Origin of the sequence: Cellulomonas cellasea, assembly GCF_006538745.1 — a bacterium.
In the GTDB taxonomy this organism is placed as follows: Bacteria; Actinomycetota; Actinomycetes; order Actinomycetales; family Cellulomonadaceae; genus Cellulomonas_A; species Cellulomonas_A cellasea.
Genome location: NZ_BJLR01000039.1, coordinates 1 through 23,312, shown reverse-complemented (window position 1 = coordinate 23,312; position 23,312 = coordinate 1). Strand labels below are relative to the sequence as shown.

18 protein-coding genes are annotated in these 23,312 nt (G+C 75.3%); 12 read left to right on the top strand and 6 right to left on the bottom strand.

Going from position 1 to position 23,312, the window contains the following annotated elements; genetic code table 11:
- Positions 1 to 60: 60 nt before the first annotated feature.
- Positions 61 to 1,038, top strand: a complete 978-nt coding sequence (locus CCE01nite_RS22260; protein WP_084142912.1) for an LCP family protein — start codon at positions 61 to 63, stop codon at positions 1,036 to 1,038.
- A 113-nt stretch (positions 1,039 to 1,151) separates the two neighbouring features.
- Here the strand turns inward: CCE01nite_RS22260 and purE are convergent, their stop codons facing one another.
- Both purE and CCE01nite_RS19480 read right to left on the bottom strand, forming a co-directional pair.
- Complete coding sequence (gene purE, locus CCE01nite_RS19485) at positions 1,152 to 1,697, bottom strand: 5-(carboxyamino)imidazole ribonucleotide mutase (protein ID WP_034634208.1); 546 nt, start codon at positions 1,695 to 1,697, stop codon at positions 1,152 to 1,154.
- Positions 1,698 to 1,824: 127 nt separating this feature from the next.
- Entirely contained in the window at positions 1,825 to 3,030 is a 1,206-nt protein-coding gene (locus CCE01nite_RS19480; RefSeq protein ID WP_034634211.1) for a 5-(carboxyamino)imidazole ribonucleotide synthase, read from the bottom strand.
- Between the two features lie 146 nt (positions 3,031 to 3,176).
- Here CCE01nite_RS19480 and CCE01nite_RS19475 point away from each other — a divergent pair, with 146 nt between their 5' ends.
- On the top strand, positions 3,177 to 3,818 hold the full coding sequence (locus CCE01nite_RS19475; protein WP_084142914.1) for a GtrA family protein: 642 nt from the start codon (positions 3,177 to 3,179) through the stop codon (positions 3,816 to 3,818).
- Positions 3,819 to 3,924: 106 nt separating this feature from the next.
- Here the strand turns inward: CCE01nite_RS19475 and CCE01nite_RS19470 are convergent, their stop codons facing one another.
- A complete protein-coding gene (locus tag CCE01nite_RS19470; protein WP_034634214.1) occupies positions 3,925 to 5,250 on the bottom strand; it encodes a sensor histidine kinase in 1,326 nt (441 codons plus the stop codon).
- A 2-nt stretch (positions 5,251 to 5,252) separates the two neighbouring features.
- Positions 5,253 to 5,945: a response regulator transcription factor gene (locus CCE01nite_RS19465; RefSeq protein WP_034634217.1), complete on the bottom strand. Its 693-nt coding sequence runs from the start codon at positions 5,943 to 5,945 to the stop codon at positions 5,253 to 5,255.
- Positions 5,946 to 6,210: 265 nt separating this feature from the next.
- Here CCE01nite_RS19465 and CCE01nite_RS19460 point away from each other — a divergent pair, with 265 nt between their 5' ends.
- The 5 genes from CCE01nite_RS19460 to CCE01nite_RS19440 all read left to right on the top strand — a co-directional run bounded on the left by CCE01nite_RS19460 (position 6,211) and on the right by CCE01nite_RS19440 (position 16,209).
- Entirely contained in the window at positions 6,211 to 7,593 is a 1,383-nt protein-coding gene (locus CCE01nite_RS19460; RefSeq protein WP_084142915.1) for a sensor histidine kinase, read from the top strand.
- On the top strand, positions 7,590 to 8,309 hold the full coding sequence (locus CCE01nite_RS19455; protein WP_052104409.1) for a response regulator: 720 nt from the start codon (positions 7,590 to 7,592) through the stop codon (positions 8,307 to 8,309). The genes CCE01nite_RS19460 and CCE01nite_RS19455 overlap by 4 nt, the downstream gene beginning before the upstream one ends.
- 107 nt (positions 8,310 to 8,416) lie before the next feature.
- A complete protein-coding gene (locus tag CCE01nite_RS19450; RefSeq protein ID WP_034634220.1) occupies positions 8,417 to 9,238 on the top strand; it encodes an ABC transporter ATP-binding protein in 822 nt (273 codons plus the stop codon).
- Positions 9,238 to 11,904 carry an ABC transporter permease gene (locus tag CCE01nite_RS19445; protein ID WP_034634225.1) on the top strand — a complete coding sequence of 889 codons (2,667 nt, stop codon included), beginning with the start codon at positions 9,238 to 9,240 and terminating at the stop codon, positions 11,902 to 11,904. The genes CCE01nite_RS19450 and CCE01nite_RS19445 overlap by 1 nt, the downstream gene beginning before the upstream one ends.
- 96 nt (positions 11,905 to 12,000) lie before the next feature.
- A complete protein-coding gene (locus CCE01nite_RS19440; RefSeq protein WP_170223999.1) occupies positions 12,001 to 16,209 on the top strand; it encodes an FtsK/SpoIIIE domain-containing protein in 4,209 nt (1,402 codons plus the stop codon).
- 98 nt (positions 16,210 to 16,307) lie between these two features.
- On the opposite strand, the gene CCE01nite_RS19435 is transcribed toward CCE01nite_RS19440, so the two are convergent.
- Positions 16,308 to 16,703 (bottom strand): hypothetical protein, encoded by a 396-nt coding sequence (locus CCE01nite_RS19435; RefSeq protein WP_034632672.1) that lies wholly within the window; start codon positions 16,701 to 16,703, stop codon positions 16,308 to 16,310.
- A gap of 424 nt (positions 16,704 to 17,127) precedes the next feature.
- On the opposite strand from CCE01nite_RS19435, the gene CCE01nite_RS19430 reads away from it, so the two are divergent.
- Positions 17,128 to 17,376 (top strand): WhiB family transcriptional regulator, encoded by a 249-nt coding sequence (locus CCE01nite_RS19430; protein WP_034632667.1) that lies wholly within the window; start codon positions 17,128 to 17,130, stop codon positions 17,374 to 17,376.
- Between the two features lie 196 nt (positions 17,377 to 17,572).
- Here the strand turns inward: CCE01nite_RS19430 and CCE01nite_RS19425 are convergent, their stop codons facing one another.
- Complete coding sequence (locus CCE01nite_RS19425; RefSeq protein ID WP_141372882.1) at positions 17,573 to 19,063, bottom strand: sensor histidine kinase; 1,491 nt, start codon at positions 19,061 to 19,063, stop codon at positions 17,573 to 17,575.
- A 110-nt stretch (positions 19,064 to 19,173) separates the two neighbouring features.
- On the opposite strand from CCE01nite_RS19425, the gene CCE01nite_RS19420 reads away from it, so the two are divergent.
- From CCE01nite_RS19420 to CCE01nite_RS19405, 4 genes are all read left to right on the top strand, one after another.
- A complete protein-coding gene (locus tag CCE01nite_RS19420; RefSeq protein ID WP_034632664.1) occupies positions 19,174 to 19,689 on the top strand; it encodes a DUF2505 domain-containing protein in 516 nt (171 codons plus the stop codon).
- A gap of 305 nt (positions 19,690 to 19,994) precedes the next feature.
- Entirely contained in the window at positions 19,995 to 21,281 is a 1,287-nt protein-coding gene (locus tag CCE01nite_RS19415; RefSeq protein WP_034632692.1) for an ABC transporter substrate-binding protein, read from the top strand.
- 81 nt (positions 21,282 to 21,362) lie between these two features.
- Entirely contained in the window at positions 21,363 to 22,364 is a 1,002-nt protein-coding gene (locus tag CCE01nite_RS19410; RefSeq protein ID WP_034632662.1) for a carbohydrate ABC transporter permease, read from the top strand.
- The gene (locus CCE01nite_RS19405) at positions 22,361 to 23,278 is read left to right on the top strand and encodes a carbohydrate ABC transporter permease (protein WP_034632659.1); all 918 of its coding nucleotides are present in this window, start codon (positions 22,361 to 22,363) and stop codon (positions 23,276 to 23,278) included. Before CCE01nite_RS19410 ends, CCE01nite_RS19405 begins: the two co-directional genes overlap by 4 nt.
- Positions 23,279 to 23,312: the final 34 nt, after the last annotated feature.

The following is a 23,312-nucleotide window of genomic DNA, read 5'->3' as shown; positions in this document are numbered from 1 at the left end:
GGCGCACCGTCCGCTGCCGCACGCCCCGGCACCGCCCGGACCCCTGCCCGCCCGGCTCCCGTGGCCACCGACGGCTCCCCTGCGGCCCCACGCCTCTCGCGTCGCCGGCTCGTCGCCGTCGGCCTCGTGCTCGTGCTCGTCGCGGTCGTCGCCTGGCCGATCGGGCTGCTGATCTGGGCCGACGGACGCCTGACGCACGTCGAGGCGCTCTCGGGCGCGGCGGGGACGGACGGCACCACATACCTGCTCACGGGCTCCGACTCGCGCGCCGACGGGGCGATCGAGGACCCCGAGACCACCGGGCAGCGGTCCGACACGATGATGCTGCTGCACCAGCCGACCTCGGGTCCGGCGGCGCTGCTGAGCCTGCCGCGCGACACCTACGTCGACATCCCCGGGCAGGGCCCCGGCAAGCTCAACGCGGCCTACTCGGCGGGCGGGGCACCGCTGCTCGTGCAGACCGTCGAGGGCCTCACGGGCATGACGGTCGACCACTACGTCGAGGTCGGCTTCGCGGGCTTCGAGCAGATCGTCGACGCCGTCGGCGGAGTGAACCTGTGCTCCGACCTGACGGTCGACGACAAGGACAGCGGGATGGTCTGGACCCCCGGGTGCCGCGACGTGACCGGGTTCGACGCGCTCGCCTTCGCCCGGATGCGCAAGGCGGACCCCGACGGGGACATCGGCCGCGCCGAGCGTCAGCAGCAGCTCGTCGCGTCCATCTCGAACCGCGTCCAGGACCCGGGCCTGCTGATGCAGCCGGGCAAGCAGGTCGCGCTCCTGCGGTCCGGGACCGGCGCGCTCACGGTCAGCGAGGGGACGGGCATGCTCGACCTCGGCCGCATGGCGCTGACGTTCCGTGCGGCGAACGGGCCCGACGGCATCACGGGGACCCCGCCGATCTCGGACGTCGACTACCGGCCCGGCGGCGTGGGGTCGGCCGTGCGGCTCGACCCCGACCTGGCACCGGGGTTCTTCGCGGCGATCCGCGACGGTGCGCAGCCGGCCGGACCGGTCGGCGGCATGCCCACCCCCTGAGCTGCCGACCGTCGTCGGCGGCTCAGGCCTCGCAGGCCGGCCGCTCCCCGTGTCGCGAGACGTGGACCGTGGAGCCCGCGGCGTCCGAGCCCGGGATCCCGCGCGCTCCGGCGTCAGGCCGTGAAGCCTGTGCGGGGCCGCCCACCGTCCGCGGAGAAGCCCCGCAGCCGCTCCCCCTTGGCGTCGGCCTGCGCGCGCAGCCCGACCTGGAACTCGGCCATGGCCTCGGCCAGCCGGCGAGCGTCGTCGTCGGCCCCGGACGCGAGGACCCGCACAGCGAGCAGGCCGGCGTTGCGCGCACCGCCGACGGACACGGTCGCGACGGGCACGCCGGCGGGCATCTGGACGATCGACAGCAGCGAGTCGAGCCCGTCGAGGTGCGCGAGCGGCACGGGGACGCCGATGACCGGGAGCGTCGTGACCGCGGCGAGCATGCCCGGCAGGTGCGCCGCGCCGCCCGCGCCGGCGACGATCACCCGCAGCCCGCGCCCGGCCGCCGAGCGCCCGTACTCGATCATCTTCTCGGGCTGGCGGTGCGCGGAGACGACGTCGACCTCGACCGGGACGTCGAACTCCCGCAGCGCGTCGGCCGCGGCCTGCATCACCGGCCAGTCGGAGTCCGAGCCCATCACGATGCCGACCAGCGGCTGTGCTGCCATGTCCGTCTCCTGTTCGCTCAGGTGTCGTGCGGGTCGTGCGGTGGGGGTCGTGCGGCCGGGGCGTCCGCGCGGGCACGCCGCCCGACAGGTCGCCCTCCGGCGTCTCCCGGCGACGGCGCGGAGGCCGTCAGGCGGGTTCCTCGCCGCGCAGCAGGCCCGCGGCCGCACGGGCCCGGCGGCGCACGTCGTCGAGATCGGCTCCCGAGACGTTGACGTGGCCGAGCTTGCGGCCCGGGCGCACACCCTTGCCGTACAGGTGCACCTTGGCGTGCGGGTCGGTCCGTGCGACGGCGGCGAGGCCGTCGGTGAGCTCGTCCCGGGCGCTGCCGAGGACGTTGACCATGACGGTCCACGGTGCGCGCGGTGCGGTGTCCCCGAGCGGGAGATCGAGGACCGCGCGCAGGTGCTGCTCGAACTGGCTCGTGACGGAGCCGTCGATCGTCCAGTGCCCCGAGTTGTGCGGGCGCATCGCGAGCTCGTTGACGAGCACGCGCGGCGCCGCGCCCGGCTCCTCCCCGGAGACCTCGAACAGCTCGACCGCGAGCACGCCCGTGACGGCGAGCCCCTCCGCGACCGCCACCGCGGTGCGCCGTGCCTCCTCGGCGGTGCGGGGGTCGAGGTCCGGCGCGGGCGCGACGACCTCGGAGCACACGCCGTCCACCTGCACCGACTCCACGACGGGCCAGGTCCGGACCTCGCCCGACGGCGTGCGGGCCACGAGCACCGCGAGCTCGCGGGTGAACGGCACCTTCTCCTCCGCGAGGAGCTCGGCGCCCTCGCCGCGCGCGGCGGCGTCGAACCAGTCGTCCACGTCGCGTGCCGACCGGACGACGCGCACGCCCTTGCCGTCGTACCCGCCGCGCACCGTCTTGACGACCGCCTCGCCGCCCGTGGAGCCGAGGAACGCCTCGAGCTCCGCGGCGTCGGCCACCGCGGCCCAGCGCGGGCAGGGCACGCCCAGCTCGGTCAGGCGCCGGCGCATCACGTGCTTGTCCTGGGCATGCACGAGCGCGCCCGGCGTCGGGTGCACGGGCAGGCCGGTCGCGACGAGCCGCTCGAGGAGCGCCGAGGGGACGTGCTCGTGCTCGAACGTCAGCACGTCGGCAGGGGCGGCGTGCGCCGGTGCCACGGCACCGGGCCGGCCGGCCACGAGCGCCTCGACGGCCTCCTCGTCGCGCGCGGCCCCGACCGGCGCGTCGACCACGACCTGGGCCGCCGACGACGTCGGGTCCTCGACGAGCACGCGCAGGTGCAGCCCGAGGGCGGTCGCGGCGGGCGTCATCATGCGGGCGAGCTGGCCTCCACCGACCACGGCCACGACGGGTGCTGTCACGGGCGACGAGCCTAGTCGAGCCCCGCGCCGGGACCGCCGCACCGTCCGCATCCACGCCCGCGCCCGGGTCGGAACCGGCCCGGGCGCCCGATTTCACCCGATCTCGGCCTCTCCGACCGCCGGGGGCCCCGGAGTACGATCCCCCGGTGACGTCTACGCCTGGAGCAGGACCGGTGCGGCTGCTCGCCCTGCGGGTCCGCGTGCTCGAGCTCGCGCGCTTCCTCTCGGTCGGGGGCGTCGCGTTCGTCGTGGACCTCGGCCTGTTCAACCTGCTGCGGTTCGGGCCGGGCGAGCTGCTCGTCGAGAAGCCCATCACGGCGCGCGTGCTGTCGATCGCCGCCGCGACCGTCGTCTCGTGGCTCGGGAACCGGCACTGGACGTTCGCCGAGCACCGCACCGCCCGGCGCGGACGTGAGTTCACGGCCTACGCGCTCGTCAACGCCGCCGGCGTCGTGCTCGGCGTGGGGACGCTCGCGCTCTCGCACTACGTCCTGGGCTTCACGACTCCCCTCGCCGACAACGTCGCGAACGTCATCGGCATCGGGCTCGGCACGGTCGTGCGGTACATCGGCTACAAGACGCTCGTCTTCACGTCCGCCTCGGGCGACGTCGTCCCGACCGTCGCGCCGCCCGTCGTGCTCGAGGACGTCACCGCGACCGACGAGCCCCTGCTCGCCGCGACGCCCGGACCGGACGGGACCTTCCCGGACGAGGCCGCGTCGGACGCGACGGTCCACGGCCAGCCGGCGCTCGACGAGCCCGCCGTGCCCTCGCTCGACCGGGCCTGACCCGACCGGCACCGAGCCGACCCGCACCGGCCCACCCAACGCGGGCCGACCGCGCCCGAGCCGCCCCGAGCCGACCGACGCCGCGCCGACGAGCGCGGCCGCCCCCCTACCGCCAGCGGCGGTCGGTCCGCGGCGAGATCACCGAGCCGCGCGGCATCACGACGTCGGGCGCGAGCTGCGCCGGCACCCCCGACAGGAACAGCGCGAACACCGCGGGCCGCCGCTGCGCGAGCTCGAGCCAGCCGCCGTCGGCCGACGCGAGGTCCCGCGCCAGCGCGAGGCCGAGTCCCGTCCCCTTGCCCGAGGTGACCTCACGCTCGAAGATCCGCGGCGCCAGCTCGTCGGGCACGCCCTCCCCCTCGTCGGCGACCTCGACGACGACCGCGCCGGACGGACCGCCGCTGCTGCGCGAGCGCACCGTCGTCGTCCCGTCCCCGTGCTTGAGGGAGTTCTCGATGAGCGTCGCGACGACCTGGGCGAGCGCACCGGGGGTCGCGAGCACCCGGACGTCGGGACCGACCTCGACGACGAGCCGGCGCTTGGCCGCGGTGAACGCGGGCGCCCACTCCTCCTCCTGCTGGTGCACGACGTCGAGCAGCCGGACGGCCTCGGTCGTGCCGCCCTGCGCACGCCGGGAGCGTGTGAGCAGGTCGTCGACGACGGTCACGAGGCGCTCGACCTGCTCGAGGGAGATCCGGGCCTCCTCGCGGACGGCCTCCTCCTCGGTCGCGAGCGTGATCTCCTCGAGGCGCATCGACAGCGCGGTCAGGGGCGTGCGGAGCTGGTGGGAGGCGTCGGCGGCGAACTGGCGCTCGGCGGCGAGCCGTCCGGCCATGCGGTCCGCGCTGCGCGCGAGCTCCGCGGCGACGAGGTCGATCTCCTCGACGCCGGAGGGCTCGAGCTCGGGGCGCACCTGACCCGAGCCGAGCTGCTCGGCGGACGCGGCGAGGTAGACGAGCGGCGCGGCGAGCCGGTTGGCCTGCCAGATGGCCATCGCGATGCCGGCGGCGAACGCCACGACGGCGGCCGCGACGACGAGCCCGATGACGCGCATCGTCTGCCAGAACACGTCCCACCAGGAGACGTAGATCGAGACCTGGACGCCCGTGTCGCTGAGCACGTGCTTGGACAGCGTGCGTCCCTCGATGAACTCGCCGGCCTGGTACCGCGTGCCGTCGGGGGCCGTGACCAGCACGAACGCCGGCAGCTCGCCGTCGCCACCGATGTGGCGCTCGAGCATGCGCTCGCTGAACGGGATGCTCTCGTCGATGCGGAAGTCGGCCTTGTCGGCGAGCTCGTCCGCGCGCTTCTGGATGGCCTGGAGCTGGGTCTCGCCGACGAGCTGCGCACCGAGGAACGCGAGCGGGAACCCGAGCAGGACGACCGCGACCGTGACCGCGGCGATGGTCGCTTGGAGGACGCGACGACGCACGCCTAGCCCCGATCTGCCTCGCCGGTCTCGAACCGGAAGCCCATGCCGCGCACGGTCGTGATGTACCGGGGGGAGTTCGCGTCGTCGCCGAGCTTGCGGCGCAGCCACGACACGTGCATGTCGAGGGTCTTGGTCGAGCCCGACGGGTCGGAGCCCCAGACCTCGCGCATGAGCGTCTCGCGCGCGACCACGGTGCCCGCGGCGGCGACGAGCACGCGCAGCAGGTCGAACTCCTTCGCGGTGAGGTGCAGCTCGCGCTCGCCCTGGAAGGCGCGGTGGGCGGCGACGTCGACCCGGACGTTCTGCGCGTGCAGCTCGTCCTCGTCCGCGGGGTCCCCGACCGTGCGGCGGAGCAGCGCCCGCACGCGCGCGAGCAGCTCGGCGAGCCGGAACGGCTTGGTCACGTAGTCGTCGGCGCCCGCGTCGAGCCCGACGACGAGGTCGACCTCGTCGGCGCGCGCCGTGAGGACGAGGACGGGGGTCGTGAGCCCCAGGTTCCGGATCGCGCGCGCGACGTCGAGACCGTCCATGTCGGGCAGGCCGAGGTCGAGCACCACGAGGTCGGCTGCTGCCGCGCCGTCGATGGCCCCTTGACCCGTACCTTGCACGTGGACGTCGTAACCCTCACGCCCGAGAGCGCGGGCCAAAGGCTCGGCAATCGCAGGGTCGTCCTCCGCCAGCAGCACGTGAGTCATTCGCCCATGCTAGGTCACGACCGTGCGATGTCCGGAGGACTTCCGCGGACGACTTACTTAGGTGGCCTAAGTTACCTCTTGACCTGCGGCGCACGGCCTGGTTGCCTACGAGACGGCGGCCCACGGCCGTCGCGGTGAGCACGACGGCCGCCTGCCGGTCCCCTCCCGGCAGGCGGCCCGGTCCCCCCGCGGACGGACGGCGCGGCGACGGGCCGTCCACCCCCGGGTGCACGACGGCGCGGTGCCCGGTGCCTACGCTCGTCCGGTGGGCTGGTGGGAGCGAGCGATCCGGTGGGAGGACACCCATCGGCTCGCCGTCGACGCCGCGGGCACCGCGCTCCTCGCGCTCGTCGCGGTCCCCTTGACCTGGGCGCTCGGGACCGGCCTCGGCGGCTACCAGACCGCCGGCGTCCCAGTCATCGCCCTCGCGCTCGTCGCGCCGCTCGCGTGGCGCCGCGCCCAGCCGGTCGCCTCGGTCGTCACCGTCTACACGATCGCGCTCATCCACCTCACCGGGGGCTACGGCCCGCTGCTGCCCGCCGACGTCGCCGTCCCGCTCGCGCTGTACTCCGTGACGGTGCACGGACCCCGCTGGGCCCACCGGGTCGCGGTCGTCGGCGCCGTCGTCGGCTCGCTCGTGCTCGGCCTGAGCCTCGGCGGGACGTCCGACCCGTTCGCGGTCCTCTTCGCGTGGATGTTCGGCTCGGCGCTCTCGCTGGCCGTGTGGGCGTTCGGGCTCGTGCGCCGGTCCCGCCGCGAGGCGATGGACGCGCTCGTCGACCGCGCGCGCCGCCTCGAGATCGAGCGCGACCAGCAGCACCAGATCGCGACGGCGGCGGAGCGGTCCCGCATCGCACGCGAGATGCACGACATCGTCGCCCACTCGCTCAGCGTGATCATCGCCCAGGCCGACGGCGGCCGGTACGCCGCCGGGGCCGACCCGGCCGCCGCGGCGCGCTCGCTCGGCACGATCGCCGAGACCGGTCGCGCGGCGCTCGGCGACATGCGCCGGCTGCTCGGGGTGCTGCGCGCCGACGAGCCCGCGCAGCCGGGTGGGCCCGCGCCCGCCCTGAGCGGGATCTCGACCGGGCCCGGCGGCGCGGGGGGCACGCCGTACACGCCGCAGCCCGCCGAGCAGGACCTCGAGGCGCTCGTCGAGCAGGTGCGCGCGAGCGGCCTGCGCGTCTCGCTCGTACGCATGGGCACCGCGCGCCGCCTGCCGCCCGGCGCCGGGCTGACGGCCTACCGGATCTGCCAGGAGGCGCTCACCAACATCCTCAAGCACGCGGGGCCCGACCCGACGGTGACCGTCGTCGTGCAGTGGCTCGACGCGTCGCTCGTGCTCGAGGTCGGCGACGACGGGCGCGGCGCCGCCGCCGAGTCCGACGGCCTCGGCCAGGGCCTGCTGGGGATGCGCGAGCGCGCGGCCATGTTCGGCGGCTCGGTCACGGCCGGCCCGCGCCCCGGCGGCGGGTTCCGGGTCCGCGCGCAGATCCCCCTGCCGCCCGTCGGCGGGGCCAGCGCCCCCGGCACCCCCACCGGCACCGCCGCCACCAGCACAGCCGCCCGCACCACCCCTCCGCCACCACCGCCCGCCCCGACCGCACCCCAGGGAGCCCCCGGCATGACCACCCCGAAGCCGCTGTGAGCGGCCCCATCCGCGTCGCCCTCGTCGACGACCAGCAGCTCGTCCGTGCCGGCTTCCGCATGGTGATCGACTCCCAGCCGGACCTCGAGGTCGTCCTCGAGGCGGGCGACGGCGCGCAGATCGTCCGGGCGCTCGCCCCCGACTCGGCGTCCCGGAACGTCGTCGGGCAGGTCGACGTGGTCCTCATGGACGTCCGCATGCCCACGATGGACGGTCTCGCGGCGACCGCGGCGATCACCGCTGCCGCGACGCCCGGCGAGCCCGCCCCGCGCATCATCGTGCTGACGACGTTCGACCTCGACGAGTACGTGCTCGCCGCGATCCGGGCCGGCGCGAGCGGCTTCCTGCTCAAGGACGCCCCGCCCGAGGAGATGCTCGACGCGATCCGCACGGTGCACGCGGGCGACGCCGTGATCGCGCCGTCGAGCACGCGCCGGCTCATCGAGCACCTCGTGATCGTGCTCCCGGCGGAGCAGCAGGCGGGCGACGCCGGCCCGGCGCACGCCGCCGTCGCCGAGCTCACGGACCGCGAGCGCGAGGTGCTCGTGCACATGGCCCGGGGGCGGTCCAACACCGAGATCGGCCAGGACCTGTTCGTCGCGGAGGCCACCGTCAAGACGCACGTCGGGCGCATCCTCGCCAAGCTCGGCGCCCGCGACCGCGTCCAGGCCGTCGTCGTCGCGTACGAGACGGGCCTCGTGCGACCGGGGGCGTGAGCCGTCCCCCCAGGGGATGACCGCCGGACCCGCCCACGGCCCGACGCGCTCGTACCGCCCCGCTCCGTAGCGTCGGGACCACCACCCCGATGACCCCTGGAGCACCCGTGGACACCACCGTCTACCGCCCTGCCGGACCCGAGCCGCACGTCGCCTCCCACGCCCGTGGGCTCACGAAGGTGTACGGCAGCGGGGCCTCGGCCGTGCACGCGCTGGCGGGCGTCGACGTCGACTTCGCGGCCGGCGAGTTCACCGCGATCATGGGGCCCTCGGGCTCGGGCAAGTCGACGCTCATGCACCTGCTCGCGGGGCTCGACTCGGCGACGTCCGGGACCGTGCACCTGGGCGACACCGACGTCACGACGCTCGACGACGACGGGCTCACGCGGCTGCGGCGCGACCGTGTCGGGTTCGTCTTCCAGTCCTTCAACCTGCTGCCGATGTTCACCGCGGCGCAGAACATCACGCTCCCGCTCGACCTCGCGGGCGCCCCGGTGGACCCGGCGTGGCTCGACACGCTCGTGGGGACGCTCGGCCTCCGGGACCGCCTCGGGCACCGCCCGGCCGAGCTGTCGGGCGGCCAGCAGCAGCGCGTCGCGATCGCCCGCGCGCTCATCGCCCGCCCGGAGGTCGTGTTCGCGGACGAGCCGACCGGCAACCTCGACTCGCGCTCCGGCGCCGAGGTGCTGAGCTTCCTGCGGCGCTCGGTGCGCGAGCTCGGCCGCACGGTCATCATGGTCACGCACGACCCGACGGCCGCCGCGTACGCCGACCGCGTCGTGCTCCTCGCCGACGGGCGCATCGCGGGCGACATCGTCGACCCGACGCCCGACGCCGTGCTCGCGGGGCTCGACGCGCTGCGTCGCCTCGAGGTCCCCGCGGGTGAGCCGCTCACGGCGACCGGCAGCATCCCGGCGGTGCGCGCCTGATGCTGCGCCTCACCCTGGCCCAGATGCGGCGCAGCCTCGGGCGCCTCGCGTCGGGCGGCATCGCCATCGCGATCGGCACCGCGTTCGTGGCGGCGACGCTCCTCGCGGGCGGCGTCATGACCCGGACGAGCTACGACTCCGTCGCGGCGACCCTCGCGGACGCCGACCTCCTCGTCGAGGGCGACCTCACGAGCGACGACCTCGACGCGCTGCGCGGCGTGCCCGGCGTCGACGCCGTCCAGCCGGACGTGCACGGCTGGCTCGAGGTCCGGGCGGGCGGCGGCAAGCGCGCCTCCCTCCTGGCGCTGCCCCGCGCGTCCGACCCGCGCCTCGACCCGCTCGAGCTGGTCGACGGCCGCCTCCCGGAGCGGCCGGGCGAGATCGGGCTGCCCGCCGCGGCCGCCGAACGGATCGGCGTAAGCCCCGGTGACGAGGTCGTGACGAGCCGGGTGCGCTGGGTCCCGTCGGAACCCGGCGAGTCCCCCGGGCCCTCCTCGGCCCCGTCCCCGGGCTCGGAGCGGAACGCGGACCCGAGCGAGCCCGCCGCCCAGGGCTCCTACGAGTCCGAGGACTACCCGCTCGAGGTCACCGGGCTCCTCGACGACCCGCGCGGCGCGTACCTCGCGATGGGTGGCGCCGCGGTGCTCCCCCTCGAGGACGTGCAGGCGGTCTCGGGCGCCGGTTCGCTCGACGAGCTCCAGCCGACCGGTGCCCTGCTCGCCCTGACCCCGGGCACGAGCACGGCCCGCACCACCACGTTGATCGACGAGGTCCTCGACGACGTCACGGTCCTCACCCCCGACGAGGCCGCGGTCCGGGCGCTCGGGCGCGTCACGCAGGGCACCGACGTCTTCACCGGGCTCGTCCTGGGCTTCGCGTCGATCGCGCTCGTCGTCGCCGCCCTCGTCATCGCCAACACGTTCCAGGTCCTCGTCGCCCAGCGCACCCGGACGCTCGCGCTGCTGCGCTGCGTGGGCGCGCTGCGCCGCCAGGTGCGCCGGTCCGTGCTCGTGGAGGCCGCCATCCTGGGCAGCGTCGCGTCCCTCGTGGGGCTCGTGACCGGCACCGTGCTCGCGCAGGTGGCGCTGCTCGTCCTGCAGCGCGTCGACCTCGACGTGCCCCTGCCCGGCACCGTGACCCTCACGCCGTGGGTCGTCCTCGTGCCGCTCGCGGTCGGGACGAGCGTCACGGTCCTCGCCGCGCTGCTCCCGGCGCGCGCGGCCACCCGGGTCGCCCCCGTCGCGGCGCTGCGGCCCGCCGAGCTCGCCGAGGTCGGCGGGCGCGGGGGCCGGGCCCGGCTCGTGCTGAGCCTGCTGCTCACGGCCGGCGGCTTCGTCGCCCTCGCGGGCGGCGTGGGGCTCGGCATGCTCGCGAACCCCATGGTCGGGCTCGCGCTCGGCGTGCTCGGGGGTGCCACGTCGTTCGTCGGGATCCTGCTGGGCGCCGTCTTCTGGGTGCCGCGCGTCGTGGGCCTCGTCGGGCGCACGGTTGCCGGGAACGGGCCGACCGCCCGCCTCGCGACCGCGAACACGCTGCGGAACCCCCGCCGCACGGCCGCGACCAGCACCGCGCTGCTCATCGGCGTCACGCTCGTCGCGCTCATGAGCACCGGTGCCGCGAGCGCGCGCGTGACGCTCGACCGCGAGCTCGACGAGCGGTACCCCGTCGACGTGCAGGTCACGGCGTTCGACGGCGGCACGGACGAGCGCCCGGCGGTCACGGGCGGAGCGGTGTCGACCCTCGCGGCGGCCGACGGCGTGGCCGGCACGGCGACCCTCGCCTCGACGCTCGCGGCGCTCGAGCGCCCCGGGGGCGGGGAGGAGTGGCTGACCGACGTGTACGCGGTCACGCCCGAGGTCGTCCGGTCCCTGATGCGCGACGGGGACGTGCTGGCGAACAGGCTCGGGCCCGGGACCGTCGTCCTCGGCGAGGAGGCCGCCCAGGGGCTCGGGATCGCCGACGGCGACGTCGTGGACGTCGCTGCGCGCGCGTCCTGGGAGGAGGCCGCCCTGTCCCCGCCCGGCGGCCGCGAGCTCGGCCTGCGCGCCGCGGTCGTCGACATGGGGAGCGAGTCGGCCTACGTGACCCCGGAGACGCTCGACGACCTGTCCTCCGAGGCGCCCGTGACGCGGGTCTGGGTCCGGCTCGACGACGTGACGGACGCGGGGACCGTCGTGCCGGCGCTGTCGGACGCCCTCGCCGACGAGTCGGTCGAGGTCAACGGCTCGGCGCTCGAGCGCGCGGGCAACCAGCGGCTCATCGACACGCTGCTCGCGATCGTCGTCGGGCTGCTCGGGGTCGCCGTGCTCATCGCGCTCGTCGGGGTCGCGAACACCCTGTCCCTCTCGGTGCTCGAGCGGCGCCGCGAGTCGGCGACGCTGCGCGCGATCGGGCTCTCCCGGCGCCGGCTGCGGTGGATGCTCGCGATCGAGGGGGCGCTCATCGCCGGGGTCGGGGCCGCGCTCGGCGTCGGCCTGGGCGTGCTGTACGGCTGGGCGGGCTCCGCGACGCTGCTCGGCGCGATGGGCGACGTGGTCCTGTCCGTGACGTGGTGGCACCTCGTGCTGGTGCTCGTCGTCGCGCTCGCGGCGGGCATGCTCGCGTCCGTGGTCCCCGGGCGCGCGGCCGCCCGCACGTCACCCGTGGCGGCCCTCGGCGTCGACTGAGGCTCGCCCGACCGGCGGGCCTGTGGACACCGGGGACCTCCCCCGGCGTGCACGGGCCCGCCGGTCGCGCGTCCGACGTGCGCCACGGTGGGCGGCGTGCGACTCCTCCTGCAGCCCACCGGCTCCGCGCCGGCCACCGAGGTCGACGTCCCGCCCGGGACGCGGGCGCGTGACCTCCGTACCGGGCTGACCCGCCTCACGGGCGACCCGTGCTGGTCGGCACCCGGGGCTCGGCTCGCGGCCGGTCCTGTCGCGGTCGACGACGAGCACCCGTGCGGTCGGTACCCGCTCCTCGCGGGCGCCGAGCTCCGGCTGAGCCGCGGTGCCACTCCCCCGGACGAGACGGCGCTGCACGCCCGCTTCCACGTCGCGGTGCTCGCCGGACCCGACTGCGGAGCGCTCGCCGCGGTCGCACCCGAGCTCGTGGTCGGACGCGCCGCGGGCCCCGCCGGCAGCGCGTCCTTGCGCGTCGAGGACCCCGCGCTCTCGCGGGCGCACGTCCGTCTCCTCGCGCGCCGGCGCCATGTCCTCGCGCGCGACCTGCGGACCAGCAACGGCACCGTCGTGGCGCGCGCGGACCGGCGCGGCGTGCCGCGCGAGCACCTCACCGTCGGCGCGGACGGAGGCGGCCGGCGCGCACGGGTGCGCCCGCTGCGTCGGCGCGCGGTGCGGCTGCGCACGGGCGACCGGCTGCACGTCGGGACGAGTGTCCTCGAGGTGCGGGGGCCGCTGCGCCGGCGGGGCCGTCCGGTCGCGGACGCGGACGCACCTGGCACCGGGCCGGGTGCGTGGCTGTGGCTCGGTCCCGCCGTCGGGTCCGCCGCCCTCGCAGTGAGCACGGGGAACCCGGTCCTGCTCGTCGGTGCGCTGCTCGGTCCGGTCATGATGCTCGCCCACGCGGGCCGGACGCGGGCGCGCCGACGACGGGCCGGTGCGCCGGGCGGCTCGCAGGCGCTCGCGGGCCGCCGGGGTCGACGAGGACGACCCGACGCGACGTCCGGCACCACAGGCCCGGGCGCGGACGACGCCCCGCTCGGGCCCGCGGACCTGACCGCCGCGTCCGTCCTCGCCGCGGTCCCGGGAGTGCCGTCGACGACGACCCCCTCCGCGGGAGGTGGCCTGCGCCGGCTCGGGCACGCGGCCGTGCACGAGCAGGGTCTCGTGGTCGCGGTGACCGGCCGGCGGTCGCTCGCGCTCGGCGCCGCACGCGCGCTCGCCCTCGGGCTGGCGGGACCGACGGGCGACGGCGCGCTCGTGGTGCGGTGCGACGACGAGCGTCGGGCCGACTGGCGCTGGGCGCGGTGGCTCGCGGAGGTGCCGGCGGGCGCGCCGGTGACGCCCCGTGCCCGGTGGGTCGTCGTGGTCGACGGGCCCGTGGCGCTCGCCGGGACCCGCGCGGACCCCGGCCGACCGGGCACCGCGCTCGTGCTCGTCGTCGACGGGCCCGGGGCCGTGCCCGCCTGGTGCACCTCGGTGCTCACGGTCGGGCCCGACGGGGCGACGCTCCGCACCGGTGGGTCGCACCGCGCGCTCCCGCTGCAGGCCGTCACCGCCGCGTGGGCCGAGGCGCAGGCGCGGCGGGTCGCCGGGGCGCGGGCCGGGGGCGCGGCGGGCGGTGTCTCCGGTAGCGGTGGGTCGGGTGGGGGTGGGTCGGGCGGCGGCGCACCGGGTCTCGGCGGCTCGCCCGCGTTCCCCGGCACGCGCCCGCGAGCGCCCGGTGAGCCGGCCGCCGACCCCGGTGCGGGAGCCCGCAGCCCGCACGGCGAGGACCCCCTGCCCCGCACCGTCGCGCTGGGCGACCTGCCCGGCGTCCCCGCGCCCGACGCGGCCGCGGTCGCCGCACGGTGGGCCGAGCCCGCCCCGCCCGGGCTGCGCGCCGCACTGGGCGTCGACCACGCCGGCCCGGTGCACGTCGACCTCGTCGCCGACGGGCCGCACGCGCTCGTCGCCGGCACGACGGGCGCGGGCAAGTCGGGCCTGCTCCAGACGCTCGTCCTCACCCTCGCGCTCGCCCACCCCCCGGAACGGCTCGCCGTCGCGCTCGTCGACTACAAGGGCGGCACGAGCTTCGGGCCGATCGCGCGGCTCCCCCACGTCGTCGGGCAGGTGACGGACCTCGACGGGGCTCTCGCCGAACGGGCGCTCGCCGGGCTGCGCGCCGAGCTGCACCGCCGCGAGCGCGTGCTCGCCGAGGCCGGCGTCGCCGATGTCGACGCCCTCGCCGCGGAGCACCGAGCAGGTCGCACGACGGCGCCTCCCCCGCCGCGCCTGCTCGTCGTCGTCGACGAGTTCCGGGCGCTCGCGGACGAGGTGCCGACCTTCGTGCCGGGCCTCCTGCGGGTGGCCGCCCAGGGGCGCGCGCTGGGGATGCACCTCGTCCTGGCCACCCAGCGACCGGCCGGCGCGGTCGGCCCCGACCTGCGCGCCAACATCGCCCTCCGGGTCGCGCTGCGCGTCGCCGACGCCGCCGAGTCGACCGACGTGCTGGGAGTGGGCGACGCCGCGGCGCTCCCCGTCGACCGGCCCGGCCGCGCGGTCCTCCGCCGTGGCAACCGCGCCCCGGAGCAGCTCCAGGTCGCGCTGCCGCACGGCCCGCGCCGCGACGAGGTCGTCCGCCTCGCCGACCCGTGGCTCGCCGGCGCGCCCTCGTGGGTCCCGACCGGACCCGACCCCGCGCGCGAGGACGGGTCGAGCCGGTACGTCGACGCGGTCCGGGCCGCGGCGCACGGCCGTCCGGCGCCCGTGTCGCCGTGGCTGCCGGAGCTCCCGGTGCACGTCACCCGCGACGAGGTGCACGCGCAGGTCACCGGCGCGGCGACGACCGGCCCGGGCGACGTGCCGCTCGGGCTCGGTGACGTCCCCGCGGAGCAGCGGCGCTCGCTCGTCTCGTGGCGGCCGGACGACGGTCACCTGCTCGTGCGTGGCGGCCCCGGCTCGGGGCGGACCAGCGCGTTGCGCACGGTCGTGCACGGGGCGCTCGAGCTCGGCTGGGACGTGCACGCGGTCGGCTTCGCACCCGACGCCCTCCCGGCACCCGCCGCACTGCTCGGCACCGTCGTCGGGCCGGACGACCCCCGCCGCCTCGCCCGGCTCGTGCGGCTGCTCGCCGGTCGCCGCCCCCCGACCGCCGTGGAGGACGACGCCTCCCGGACCGACGACGTGCCGCAGCTCGTCGTGGTCGACGTGCTCGAGTCGACGGTCGCGGCGCTCGACGGCGTCGCCCGCGGCGCCGCGACCGAGCTCCTGGTGGACCTCCTGCGCGACGGCCGCGCACGACGGGTCGCCGTCGCGGCGGGCTGCGGCTCGGGGGCAGGGCTCGCCTCGCTCGTCGGCCACTTCCGCAGCCGGCTCGTGCTCGGCCCCGGGGACCCGGTGACGGACGTCCTCGCGGGGGTCCCGACCGGGCTCGCCGGTGGCCGCCGACCGCCCGGCCGCGCGGTGCACGTCGGCCCCGAGGGCGCGGTGCTGTGCCAGGTCGCGCTCACGGACGGCCCGCCGCGGACGTCGCGCGGTGCGGGGCACCAGGCGCTCCGGCTCGCGCCGGTCCCGACACGGGTGACGCTCGACGCTCCGGTTGCGGTGCGCGTCGACCGTCCGGCGGCCGACCGGGTCGCCGTGGGGCGCGGGGGTGACGCGGGGGACGTGCTGTCGCTCGACGTCCGGCACGGCGCGCTCGTCGTCGGTCCGCCCGGGTCGGGGCGCACGACCGCGCTGGCGGTCGTGGCGGCGGCCCTCGTCCGGGCCGGACGGGACGTCGCCGTGGTGGCCGACGACGCGCCGCTGACCAACGTCCCCGGCGTGCGCTGGTCGGCGGGGAGCCGCGACCTCGCGGACCTGCTCGGGGACCTCGAGGGTGCGACCGGCCCGGTCGACGTCGTGGTCGACGACCTCGACGCACTCGAGCACTCGGCGCCGCACCTCGTCGAACGCCTCGTCGGCTGGCTCGAGCGCGCACGCGCCGAGCACCACGCCGGCCTCCGCGCCGTCCGGCGCACCCCGGCCGACGGAACGCCGGTGCCCCGCGCTCCCGGCTCCCGGGTCGTCGCCTCGATCTCGACCGCACGCGCGGCGACCGCCTACCGCGAGCCGCTCGCGTCGCTGCGCCACGCCCGCTCCGGCATCGTGCTGCAGCCGCACGAGCCGGGCTCGGCGGACGTCTTCGGGACGGCGGTCGAGTGGGCCCTCGACCCTGCGCAGGCGCACCTCGCCGGCCGCGGCGTGCTCGTCACCGGCCGCGAAGCGGTGCCCCTCCAGGTCGCACTGCCGGTCCAGGTCGCACTGCCGGTACCGGCCGACCGGGCGTAGTCCGGCTGCTGGCCCGTCGCGCCCACCGGGGGGAGCGCGTCAGGGACGGGCTGCGGCGGCTTCGAGGGACGGCGGCGCGGTCGCGGCGGCGGCGCGGCTCAGGGTGCCGGCGGGGTGCGCGGAGCGGTCGTCACCGCGACGACCGGGGGCAGCAGCAGGCCGACACCGACCACCAGCGCGACGAGCACCACGCCCGCGGCCCACGGGCTCGGCTCCGCGGAGAACCAGCCGACCGCCATGACGAGCAGCAGCAGCTGCCACGTGAGCACCGGGGAGCGGGCCCAGCGGCGGCCGTCGGCCAGCGCACGCGCGGCGAGCACGAGCACCGCGGCGACCCCGAGCAGGAAGACCGCGAGGAACGCCGTCGGGCCCGGGAGCTCGGCGCCCCGCGCCAGGTCGACCACGAACGCCGCCGCGAGCCCGGCGAGGGCAGCGGCCTCGACGAGGACCAGCAGGCAGACGACGAGGAGGGCGCGAGGGCGGCGATGGGGCACGTCGTCGACCCTATGCGAGCACGTCGGCACCGCCCCGCCGGAGGGGTCCGGCCGCTCCGCCGATCCCGCCCAGGAACGGGCCGACGAGCGGGCCCGTTCCGAGTCGAGGACCCGCCGCCGCGGACCCGCTCGTCTTGCACTTCGAGGCGGTTCGCGCACGAGCGGTGGAACAGGGTACGGTGACGATCCCCGGCACAGGGCTCACACAGGTGTGATGAACACCTCAGCGTTCACGCGGAGGAAACCGCCGCGTAACTCTTGTGCGCGTTCAGCCCAGGTGTGAGGCTGATCAACAGCAGTTCACACCCCCACCCGAAGTGCAGGGCCCAGTTCCGTCGCATCCTCCAGCGGCCTGGTCGCGCCCTGCCCGCTGAGCCCGAGTCCCACGACAGGGAACGGGCTTGCCCTCTGCCGAGGAGATGTCATGGATTGGCGCCACCGCGCAGCGTGCCTGGACGAGGACCCGGAGCTGTTCTTCCCCATCGGGAACACCGGGCCCGCGCTGCTGCAGATCGACGAGGCGAAGGCCGTGTGCCGTCGCTGCGACGTCGTGGACACGTGCCTGAAGTGGGCGCTCGAGTCCGGACAGGACGCGGGCGTCTGGGGCGGGCTCTCGGAGGACGAGCGCCGCGCCCTCAAGCGCCGCACCGCGCGCCAGCGCCGCGCCAGCTGACGCACCACCACACCGCACGCACTCAGCCGTCGGCGCCCTCGGGCACCGGCGGCTGAGTCGTGTCCGGGGCGAGAGCGTCCGGGGCGACATGCCGCGATCGGCGCGGGACCGGTACGCGTCGCCAGGGGTGCGCGACGTTCGGCCACGCTCACCGCCGGACCGACGCCCGCGGCACCCAGCGCCCGGGTCGAACCCGTCAGTGCCGGATCGACCCGGTCTCGCGGTTCGGCGTCCGGAGCACCACGTCGAGCACCACCTCGGTCCCGCCGCCCTCGCGCGCCCCCCACCGGATCGACCCGCGCAGCTCGTTGGTCACGAGTGTCGAGACGATCTGCGTCCCGAGCCCGGTCCCGGCGCCGGCCTTCTCGGGGAGCCCGACGCCGTCGTCCGCGACCGTGATCCCGAGCGCGTCGCCCTCCCGGACCGCCGTGATCTCGACCGTGCCGCCGACGCCGTTCGCGAGCCCGTGCTCGACGGCGTTGGTCACGAGCTCGGTCAGCACGAGCGCGAGGGCCGTGGCGTCCTCGGCGGGCACGAGCCCGAACTCGCCCTGCACGACGGTCCGCACGTGCCCGCCGGCGGACGCGACGTCGGCCGCGAGGCGCAGGCTGCGCCCCACGAGGTCGTCGAAGGGCACCGCCTCGTCGAGCGTCTGGGACAGCGTCTCGTGCACGAGCGCGATCGTGGCGACACGGCGCATCGCCTCGTCGAGCGCGTCCTTGGCCTCGGGGCTGCTCATCCGGCGCGACTGCAGCCGGAGCAGCGCCGCGACGGTCTGCAGGTTGTTCTTGACCCGGTGGTGGATCTCCCGGATCGTCGCGTCCTTCGTGATGAGCGCGCGCTCGCGCCGGCGCAGCTCGGAGACGTCGCGGCACAGCAGGACGGCACCGAGCCGCTGGCCGTGCTCGGTGAGGGGCACCGCGCGCAGCGAGAGCGCGACGCCGCGGGCCTCGATGTCGGTGCGCCACGGCGCGCGCCCCATCACGACGAGCGGCATCGACTCGTCGACGGTCGCTTTCTGCTCGATGAGGTCGGTCGTGACCTCGACGAGCGAGCGGCCGACGAGGTCGCCGAGCGCACCGAGGCGGTGGAAGCAGCTGAGGGCGTTGGGGCTCGCGTAGAGCACCTCCCCCTCGGAGTTGAGGCGCACGAGCCCGTCGCCGACCCGGGGGGCGCCGCGGCGGGGCCCGGTGGGGGCGTTCGGCGCCGGGAACTCCCCGCGCGAGATCATCCCCATGAGGTCGTCGGCGGCCTCGACGTAGTTCAGCTCGAGCCGGCTCGGCGTCCGTGCCCCACCGAGGTTCGTCTGCCGGGCGACGACGGCGATCGCGCGGCCCTGGCGGACGACGGGCACCGCCTCCTCGCGCACGGCGTACGAGCCGAACCAGCGGGGCTCGCGCGAGCGCTGCGCCCGGACCTCGGTGAGCGACTTCTGCAGCTGGGGCCGCTGGCCCTCGGGGGGCCGTGAGCCGACGACGTCGTCGTAGTGGACGGTCGCTCCGGTGCTCGGGCGGCACTGCGCGATGGCGACGAAGTCCCCGTCGTCGGCCGGGAGCCACAGCACGAGGTCGGCGAACGCGAGGTCGGAGATCACCTGCCAGTCCCCGACGAGCAGGTGGAGCCACTCGAGGTCGGCGGCGTCGAGGGACGACGCGTGGCGCGTGGCGAGATCGCTCAGGGTGGACACCGCACCAGCGTAGGCGCGCGTCCGACCCCACTTCCCGCGGGCCGCGCGCACCGCGCGGGCGCCGCCGGATAAACTCGCGGCACCAGCCCTGCAGGGAAGGACCCAGCGCCGTGCACCTCCATGTCCCGCTCGACCTCGCCGGTGCGCCGGACACGGTCGCCGCGATGCTCGCCGACCCGGCCTACGTGCACGAGAAGGTGCGGGCCTCCGGGGCGCTGGACCAGCAGGTCGACGTCGTCGCCGGCGAGAACGGCGCGTTCACCGTGACCACCCGGCGGTCGCTCCCGACGGACCAGATCCCCGCGAACGTGCGGGGCTTCGTCGGCTCGCGGCTCGACGTGCGCCAGGTCGAGGCGTGGGAGGGCCCGGGACCGGACGGGTCGCGCCGCGGGACCGTCGTGGTCGAGATCACCGGGGCCCCGGTGCGCCTCACCGGCACCTCCTCGCTCACGCCGGCGGGCGGCCGCACGACCCTCACCTACGAGGGCGAGGTCAAGGCGGCGATCCCCCTGTTCGCCTCCGCGGTCGAGGAGGCGGCGGGCGGTGCGATCCGCACCGCGCTGGGCGCCGAGGCCGCCGTCGCGGCCCGCTGGCTCGAAGGTCACGGATCGGGTGTCCGGCCGTAACAATTCGGTAACACCTAACGACTCCGCAACGCTCTGACCTGCGGGAACAGTGGTGTGGGATCGCTACCACGGAGATGACGACCCTCTCATCCTTGACACCTGACCAGCCTGAGGACAGAGCTCACCGCAGCGCGTGGGAACGCTCCCGCAAGTTCCACGGGAACGTCCCCATGTGAGGGTCCACACGGCCCACGTGACCGGTCGTCCGCGCGCCCCCTGCGGCGGTGCGTCCGTCGCGTCCACGGGTACGGCGAGGACGCCGTCCGACTGACAAGGGAGTCACAGTGCGCAAGACCACACGCAAGATGTGGGCCGTCGCGGCCGGGGTGACGGGCGTTGCCCTTCTCGCCACCGCATGCGGCTCGGCCGACTCGGGGTCGACCGGAGACGCCAGCGGTGACGAGAAGATCACGCTGACCGTCGCCACGTTCAACGAGTTCGGCTACGACGACCTCTTCGCCGAGTACGAGGCCGCGAACCCGAACGTCACCGTCGAGCACAAGAAGGCCGCCACCTCGAACGAGGCGCGCGACAACCTCAACACGCGTCTCGCCGCGGGCTCCGGCCTGTCGGACATCGAGGCCATCGAGGTCGACTGGCTCCCCGAGCTCCTCCAGTACTCGGACAAGTTCGTGGACCTGGCGTCGGACGACGTCGAGGGCCGCTGGCTCGAGTGGAAGGTCGCGCAGGCCACGGCCGAGGACGGCCGTCTCATCGGCTACGGCACCGACATCGGCCCCGAGGCCATCGCGTACCGCTCCGACCTGTTCGCGGCCGCCGGTCTCCCGACCGACCGCGAGGAGGTCGCCGCGCTGTTCGGTGGCGACGACGCCACGTGGGACAAGTACTTCGAGGTCGGCCGCCAGTTCAAGGCGAGCAACCCCGACGTCGCGTTCTTCGACTCGAGCGCCGCGATCTTCCAGGGCATGGTCAACCAGATGGACGCCGCGTTCGAGGACCCCGAGACCGGTGAGATCACCGCGCTCGAAAACCCCGAGGTCAAGGAGGCCTACGACGCCGTGCTGAAGGCGGGCGTCGAGGACAACCTCTCGTCGCACAAGTCGCAGTGGAGCGAGGACTGGACGGCGTCGTTCCAGAACAACGGCTTCGCGACGATGCTGGCTCCGGGCTGGATGCTCGGTGTCATCGAGGGCAACGCCAAGGGCGTCACCGGCTGGGACATCGCCAACGTCTTCCCCGGCGGCGGCGGCAACTGGGGTGGCTCGTTCCTGACGGTCCCCGCCCAGGGTGCGCACCCGGAGGAGGCCAAGGCGCTCGCCGCCTGGCTGACCGCCCCCGAGCAGCAGATCAAGGCGTTCAAGGCGAAGGGCACGTTCCCGAGCCAGACCGAGGCCCTCGAGAGCGAGGACCTGCTCTCGGTCACGAACCCGTTCTTCAACAACGCGCCGACCGGGCAGATCCTGTCCGAGCGGGCGCTCGCCGTGAAGCCGGAGCCCCCCTTCAAGGGCCCGAACTACTTCGCGGTGAGCGACGCGATGTCGCAGGCGATCAACCGCGTCGACGTGGACCGCACGGATGACCCGGCGACGTCGTGGTCGAAGTTCGAAGAGGCCATCAACGCCCTCGGCTGATTCCACCAGGGTCGGGTCGGCGGACGCACCGCCGGCCCGGCCCTGTCCCACGCTCGACGACCTCACCGCCGAAGGACACCGATGGCCACCACCACCACGCCGACGCCGGCCCGCCGCACGAGCCGCAGCCCGGAACGTGCCCCCCAGCGCGTCGGCTTCAGCCAGCAGCTCGGGCGCTGGGACGTCAAGCTCTCGCCCTACCTCTACATCTCCCCGTTCTTCATCCTGTTCGCGGTCGTCGGTCTCTTCCCGCTCGCGTACACGGCCGTCGTCTCGGTGCACGACTGGCACCTGATCGGCGGGCAGGGCGACTTCGTCGGCCTCAAGAACTACCAGGACGTGCTCGCCCAGCCGAACTTCTGGCGCGGGCTGCGGAACACGTTCAGCATCTTCCTGCTGTCCTCCGTGCCGCAGGTCTTCATCGCGATCGTCCTGGCCGCGTTCCTCGACGCCAACCTGCGTGCACGCACGTTCTGGCGCATGGGCGTGCTCCTGCCCTACGTCGTCGCACCGGTCGCGGTCAGCCTCATCTTCAGCAAGCTCTTCGCCGACCAGTCCGGCGTCGTGAACACGGTGCTCGGCACCTTCGGGGTCGAGCCGGTCAAGTGGCACGGCGACGTCCTGGCCAGCCACTTCGCGATCTCGACGATGGTCAACTTCCGCTGGACCGGCTACAACACGCTGATCTTCCTCGCGGCGATGCAGGCCGTCCCGCGCGACATCTACGAGGCCGCGATCCTCGACGGCGCCGGCCGCCTGCGGCAGTTCTTCTCCGTCACGGTGCCCATGCTCCGCCCGACGATCATCTTCGTCGTCCTGACGTCGACGATCGGCGGCCTGCAGATCTTCGACGAGCCGCGCCTGTACGACCAGATCGGACAGGGCGGCAACGACCGTCAGTGGATGACCGCCACGATGTACCTCTACGAGCTGGGCTGGGGGGCGCAGAAGAGCTTCGGTCGCGCCGCCGCCGTCGCCTGGATCCTGTTCCTGATCATCATCGTGGTCGGCATCATCAACTTCTCCATCACCCGCCGGATCTCCTCCGAGTCGGCGCCGAAGAGCGGAAGGAAGAAGCGATGAGCGCTCCTTCGATCCCCGTCATCCGACAGACTGCCGGTGCGGGCGCCGCTCGTGCTGCCGGCCGTCGTCGCCGGGCGCAGGGCGCCGGTTCCGACCGACGCCCGGGCTGGCTGACGTACACCGTCCTGGCGATCGTCATCCTGGCCTCGGCCGCACCGCTCTACTACATGTTCCTGCTCTCGAGCTCGAACGCGTCGACCATCGCGCAGACGCCGATCCCGTCGCTCATCCCGCAGGGTGAGTTCTTCGACAACGTGAGCCGGGTGCTGAACGCCGACATCCGGTTCTGGAAGGCCCTGACGAACAGCGTCATCGTCTCGACGCTCACGGCCGCGTCGGTGGTCGTGTTCTCGACCCTCGCCGGGTTCTCGTTCTCGAAGCTCCGGTTCCGGGGACGTGGGCCGCTGCTCGTGTTCGTCATCGCGACCATGGCGGTGCCCACGCAGCTCGGCATCGTCCCGCTGTTCATCGTGATGTCGGAGCTCGGCTGGACCGGCAAGCTCGTCGCGGTGATCGTGCCGGGCATGGTCACCGCGTTCGGGGTGTTCTGGATGACCCAGTACCTCGAGAGCGCGCTGCCCTACGAGCTCATCGAGGCGGCCCGCGTCGACGGCGCGTCGATGATCCGCACGTTCTGGCACATCGCCATGCCGGCGGCACGCCCGGCGGCGGCGATGCTCGCGCTGTTCACCTTCGTGGGCTCGTGGACGAACTTCTTCTGGCCGTTCATCGTGCTCGGCTCGACGAACCCGACGCTCCCGGTCGCCGTCCAGCTGCTGCAGTCCACGTACTTCAAGGACATGGCGCTGATCATGGCGGGCGTCACGCTCTCGGTGATCCCGCTGGTCATCCTGTTCGTGTTCGCCGGCCGCCAGCTCGTCGCTGGCATCATGGCGGGTGCTGTCAAGGGTTGATCCCGCGCCGCGCGGGGGCGCCACCATCGCCCCC

Bases quoted from the DNA above. Each gene is read 5' to 3' on its own strand.
- purE (WP_034634208.1), bottom strand. From the start codon at position 1,697: ATGGCAGCACAGCCGCTGGTCGGCATCGTGATGGGCTCGGACTCCGAC.
- CCE01nite_RS19465 (WP_034634217.1), bottom strand. From the start codon at position 5,945: ATGACTCACGTGCTGCTGGCGGAGGACGACCCTGCGATTGCCGAGCCT.
- CCE01nite_RS19445 (WP_034634225.1), top strand. From the start codon at position 9,238: ATGCTGCGCCTCACCCTGGCCCAGATGCGGCGCAGCCTCGGGCGCCTC.
- CCE01nite_RS19430 (WP_034632667.1), top strand. From the start codon at position 17,128: ATGGATTGGCGCCACCGCGCAGCGTGCCTGGACGAGGACCCGGAGCTG.
- CCE01nite_RS19415 (WP_034632692.1), top strand. From the start codon at position 19,995: ATGTGGGCCGTCGCGGCCGGGGTGACGGGCGTTGCCCTTCTCGCCACC.
- CCE01nite_RS19410 (WP_034632662.1), top strand. From the start codon at position 21,363: ATGGCCACCACCACCACGCCGACGCCGGCCCGCCGCACGAGCCGCAGC.
- CCE01nite_RS19405 (WP_034632659.1), top strand. From the start codon at position 22,361: ATGAGCGCTCCTTCGATCCCCGTCATCCGACAGACTGCCGGTGCGGGC.